Source organism: Cysteiniphilum litorale, from assembly GCF_003428165.1.
In the GTDB taxonomy this organism is placed as follows: domain Bacteria; phylum Pseudomonadota; class Gammaproteobacteria; order Francisellales; family Francisellaceae; genus Caedibacter; species Caedibacter litoralis.
On the sequence record NZ_QLIQ01000095.1, the window covers coordinates 1 to 3,169 of the forward strand.

The following is a 3,169-nucleotide window of genomic DNA, read 5'->3' on the forward strand; positions in this document are numbered from 1 at the left end:
TGAGCCAATCAGTGCCTCAATCATCAAAAAGCAGGGAGATTATCCGCCTTTCTGGCAGCGACAAAATTCATTTGTTGGCGCAATGGAAAATATTTATGAGCATTTGCGTCATAAAAATCGTAAAATTTTACTATAAAGTTAAGTAAAATAATCAATCTAGCAATTAACCCAGTTATGAGGATTAAAACGGATGCCATTATCACTTGAAGATAAACTAAAGTCATTTGATCATGAGGCACTGATTAATATGATTGTGGAAGTATCACAAGCAAGTGCTGATAACGATAAGTTAATCCATTCACTACTGACAATCAGAAATCCTAAAGAGCTGTACAGCATACTTAACAAAGAAATAACGGCTATCAAGAATGGACGTAAATTTATCAACTACTATGAAGCTGATGCATTTACTGAAAAACTGTACAGCATTGATAGTCGCATCAACAATTATCTCATCAAACAGTCTCCCGATCTGGCGTTTAAGCTATGCAAGCGACTTATTGAGATTGATGAAAAGATATTTGAACGCGTAGATGACTCTGGCGGCAGCATTGGCTGCTTTTATGATTCACTGTTTGAAACTTTGGATAAAGCCATGGCAAATACCAAAGAAGCTCCAGAGGTTATAGCAGACTATATTCTTGAGGTTTATCTGAATGACGATTATGGCAACAGGGGCAGTATTATTGATCATTTAAAAGAGTCCCTCTCTGATGAGGTCATTAAAGCCATAGAAGCAAAGCTTGCCTGTGTGCAAAATAATGATGCCTTACGTTCAGAGACAGGATCGACCAAAAACATCAAAGCGATCATAAGTAATGATAAGGTCATTCGTATTCATAAAAAAATAGCCGATAAACAAAAGAATATTGATAGATACATAGCGCTATCTGAAACCAGCGGCCTAAACACACATGACATTTGTGAGATCGCAAAGCGTTTAAACAATGACTTTAGAAGTGAGGAAGCCATCCAGTGGTTGAACAAAATCACAGATGATGACCAACGATCAAATGATCGCGACACACTTTTAATAGAAGCGCATATGCTAGAGGGCGATACAGATAAAGCGAAAGCAGTTATCTGGAGCCGATTTAAGCGTAACCTGCACATTGATGACTACCTTCATTATCTTAAACTTGCCAGTGCAGAGGAAAAACAGCACGCCAAAGAAGAGGCGCTTAAGATTGCACGTGCAGAAAAATATATCTCCAGGAGCTTCCAGTTTTTGCATGAGCTTAATGAATATGATGCTATTGAGACGCTATTTTATGAACGTGAATCAGAAATTAATGGTTCTGATTATTATGTTTATCGTAAGCTCTCCACTAGTTTACATAAACATGGCAAACACCTTGTTGCCGCACTCTTAAGAAGAAAACTCGTTGAAAGTGTTTTAGATAGCGCAAGATCGAAATCATATCGTTATGCAGCAAGTGATTTAAAATTAGCAGGGGATTATGCTGCCGAAGTAAAAGCGTGGGGTGACTACCCAACACATGAAGCATTTATCGATAAACTAAGACAAGATCATAGCCGAAAACACAGCTTCTGGGCGCTAACGAAAAAAGATTAAGAGATTAAAAAATTAAAGAGGAAAACCATGTTTTTTAAAAACTTAACTGCATTCAAGTTAAACCAAGAGATTAATCCAGAGCAATTGATGAATGCTTTAGAAGATTTTGCTTTCAAGTCCTGTGCACCAGGACAGGCTTCATCTACTGGGTGGGCTCATCCTTTTATCAAAGATCATGAAGATACCTTCCACAGTATTAACTCATTTCATTTATTATGCCTTAAAACGGAAGATAAGATATTACCAGCGCAAGTAGTTAATGAGCATACACAGCAGAAGATCGAAGAAATTGAACGTCTGCAAAATACAAAAATAGGTAAGCACGAAAAAGCAACGATTAAAGACGAAGTGCAGCAGACGCTTCTAACCAAGGCTTTTAGCAAATCAAAACAAACCTATGGCTACATTGATGCTGCTAATGGCTTTCTTGTTATTGACAGTAACTCAGACAAAGTCATTGATGATTTCACAGCACTGTTACGTAAATCACTGGGTTCTTTAAAAATTCAACCGATGTTTGATGATATATCCACAATATTGACATCATGGTTTAAAGAAAATGCTGCACCAACTGACATAGTAATTGAAGATAAATGCAAACTCGTTACCGATCAAGGCGATGGCGTTGCCAATATCACTTGTCAGGGCAATACAATGCTGTCAGACAATATCTTAGCCTTTATTGAGGCAGGTGGTGCAATATCAGAGCTTGCCATTTCATGGCGCGATCAGATCAGTTTAACCATTAATGATCGTTTTCAATGGAAATCAATTAAATTTCTTGAAGGCTTAAAAGATCTTAATCATGAATTAGACAAGGAAGACAAAATAGTGCGTCAAGAGGCTGACTTTTTGTTGATGGCGGAAACATTTGCTGAGCTTTTAAATCAATCTGAAGATTACTTCAATACCACAGATAATCAGATGCCACTAGTTTATGATGATATTCAATCACAGGTAGCTGATGAGATAAATATCGAAAGTGTTGAAAACGCTGAAACGACTGAAGAAAATAACTGAAGATCATCATGAGTAAAATGCAAGACTGGAAAACACCCATACCGTTATCTCACATATCAGCAAATAAGCATGAATATCCCATTGATGCTTTGCCTGAAATTATTAGGAATGCGGTAAAGTCATACGCAGATTATGGTCAACAGCCCATAGCACTGCTGGCTAATAGTGCGTTGTCTAACATTTCACTTGCCTGCCAGGGATTAGCCAATGTTGCGCGCGATGCTGTTTTAGTTAGTCCCATCTCGATGTATTTTATTACCGTCGCTTCCAGTGGTGAGCGAAAATCAGCAGCGGATAAGGTGTTTGGACAGGGTATTGAAGAGTGGGAGCTTGAAACAACTCAACATCTGCTGCCTGAATACCAACGCATGAAGAACGAACACACAACGTGGTCTATTAAGCGCAAAGGCTTGCTGATGATGCTAAAGCGCATGGCAAAAGCAGGCGAAAATGCAGATGAACAGGAAGCTCAATATGACTCAGTAATGCTTGATGAGCCTGAAATACCGCTATTGCCTAAACTAAAATATGAGGATATAACGGTTGAAGCACTCAGCGAAAATCTATCAAAAG

Annotated in this window: 3 protein-coding genes; all 3 read left to right on the top strand. The window is 38.3% G+C overall.

Going from position 1 to position 3,169, the window contains the following annotated elements; all coding sequences use genetic code 11:
• Positions 1-190 precede the first annotated feature (190 nt).
• A complete protein-coding gene (locus tag DNJ75_RS14510) occupies positions 191-1,576 on the top strand; it encodes a tetratricopeptide repeat protein (protein ID WP_117004151.1) in 1,386 nt (461 codons plus the stop codon).
• Positions 1,577-1,603: 27 nt separating this feature from the next.
• Complete coding sequence (locus DNJ75_RS14515) at positions 1,604-2,596, top strand: recombination-associated protein RdgC (RefSeq protein WP_117004152.1); 993 nt, start codon at positions 1,604-1,606, stop codon at positions 2,594-2,596.
• Between the two features lie 8 nt (positions 2,597-2,604).
• Positions 2,605-3,169: DUF3987 domain-containing protein (locus DNJ75_RS14520; RefSeq protein WP_117004153.1), on the top strand; the 565-nt coding region annotated here is incomplete at its 3' end.

Coding starts and splice junctions, on each gene's coding strand:
- DNJ75_RS14510 (WP_117004151.1), top strand. CDS start 191: ATGCCATTATCACTTGAAGATAAACTAAAGTCATTTGATCATGAGGCA.
- DNJ75_RS14515 (WP_117004152.1), top strand. CDS start 1,604: ATGTTTTTTAAAAACTTAACTGCATTCAAGTTAAACCAAGAGATTAAT.